Origin of the sequence: Bradyrhizobium sp. 141 (genome assembly GCF_023074055.1) — a bacterium.
GTDB lineage: Bacteria > Pseudomonadota > Alphaproteobacteria > Rhizobiales > Xanthobacteraceae > Bradyrhizobium.
This window is the reverse complement of the sequence record NZ_JADPKR010000001.1, coordinates 1-1,827: the sequence shown is the minus strand read 5'-3', so window position 1 is coordinate 1,827 and position 1,827 is coordinate 1. Positions and strand designations below refer to the sequence as shown.

The window sequence follows — 1,827 nt, the reverse complement described above, 5'->3', positions numbered from 1 at the left end:
TCGACCGGTGCTCCGAGCGTTCCGAGCGGGTATGGTACGAGCGGCAACGTCCTCACTGACGGCGCCGGCAACTCGACGGTCTACCTGCAGGGCGGCACGGTCAACGACGTGCTGAAGGCGATCGACCTTGCCACCGGCGTGCAGACCGCGACGATCAACGCCAACGGCACCGCGGGGCTTACGACGGCCACCGGCCAGACCAACTCGTCGATCAACGCCTCGGGCCAGCTCAAGCTCTCGACCGGCGTCAACGCCGATCTGTCGATCACCGGTACCGGCAACGCGCTGAATGCGCTCGGCCTCGCCGGCAACACCGGGACGGCGACCGCCTTCACCGCGGCGCGCACCTCGGGCGTCGGCGGCATCAGCGGCAAGACCTTGACCTTCTCCTCCTTCAACGGCGGCACGGCGGTCAACGTCACCTTCGGCGACGGCACCAACGGCACGGTCAAGACGCTCGATCAGCTCAACACCAAGCTTCAGGCCAACAACCTGACGGCGACGATCGACGCCAACGGCCTGTTGACGGTCTCGACCACCAACGACTACGCGTCCTCGACCATCGGTTCGAGCGCCGCAGGTGGTTCGATCGGCGGCACGCTGACCTCGTCGCTGACGTTCTCGACGGCTTCCACCCCCGTCCAGGATACGGTTGCCCAAACGTCGCGCGCGAACCTGGTGTCTCAGTACAACAACATCCTGAACCAGATCGACACGACCTCGCAGGACTCCTCGTTCAACGGTGTCAACCTCTTGAACGGCGACCAGCTCAAGCTGGTGTTCGACGAAACCGGCAAGTCGAACCTCAGCATCACGGGCGTGACCTACAACTCCAAGGGTCTGGGCCTTGCTGCGTTGACCAGCGGTGTCGACTTCATCGACAACTCCGCGACCAACAAGGTGCTGTCCAACCTGAACGCCGCGTCGAGCACGCTGCGCTCGGAAGCTTCGAGCCTCGGCTCGAACCTCTCGGTGGTGCAGGTTCGTCAGGACTTCAACAAGAGCCTGATCAACGTGCTGCAGACCGGTTCGTCCAACCTGACCCTGGCCGACACCAACACCGAAGCGGCCAACAGCCAGGCGCTGTCGACCCGCCAGTCGATCGCGGTCTCCGCGCTCTCGCTGGCCAACCAGTCGCAGCAGAGCGTGCTGCAGCTGCTCCGCTAACAAAGCGGACGACATCGCAAGACGATTATTGCGGCGGGGCTTCGGCCCCGCCGCTTTCTTTTTGTACCTGCATCAAAGTGCCGCTCGACAAGGTGGAAGGGATGCGTGCGGATGCAGCCAATTGCTCACTCTGAGTTATGGTTGACAAGTCGCAAACGCCTCGTCGTTGCACCAAAAAACATCATCCTTTCATGACGATATGGCCAAGCAAGATCCGGCTCCAAACGCGCGTATGGTGAATCCGGGCAAGGACTGCCGCGACACGCTTCATGCTTTGTTAGCCGTCTGCGTTCACCGTCCCGGCATCGATTAATCCTAATCGAAGTTTGTTTGTTGCGTTGCGTACCAGAAGGGTAACACTCAATGTCCGGTATCGTCCTCTCTTCGTCGGTTCGTCAGAACCTGCTCTCCCTCCAGTCCACCGCTGACCTCCTCGCCACCACACAGAGCCGTCTGTCGACCGGCAAGAGCGTCAATTCGGCTCTGGACAATCCCACCAACTTCTTCACCGCACAGTCGCTCGACAACCGCGCCAGCGACATCAACAATTTGCTCGACGGCATCGCCAACGGCGTGCAGGTGCTGCAGGCCGCCAACACCGGCATCACCTCGCTGCAGAAGCTGATCGACAGCGCCAAGTCGATCGCCAACCAGGCGCTG

1 protein-coding gene and 1 pseudogene are annotated in these 1,827 nt (G+C 61.9%); both read left to right on the top strand.

What is annotated here, in order from left to right; translation table 11 throughout:
• A partial coding sequence (locus IVA81_RS00010) for a DUF1522 domain-containing protein (protein WP_247310411.1) occupies window positions 1-1,167 on the top strand: 1,167 nt, incomplete at its 5' end.
• A gap of 363 nt (window positions 1,168-1,530) precedes the next feature.
• Window positions 1,531-1,827 (top strand): annotated as a pseudogene (locus IVA81_RS00005) (flagellin); the annotation flags it as partial.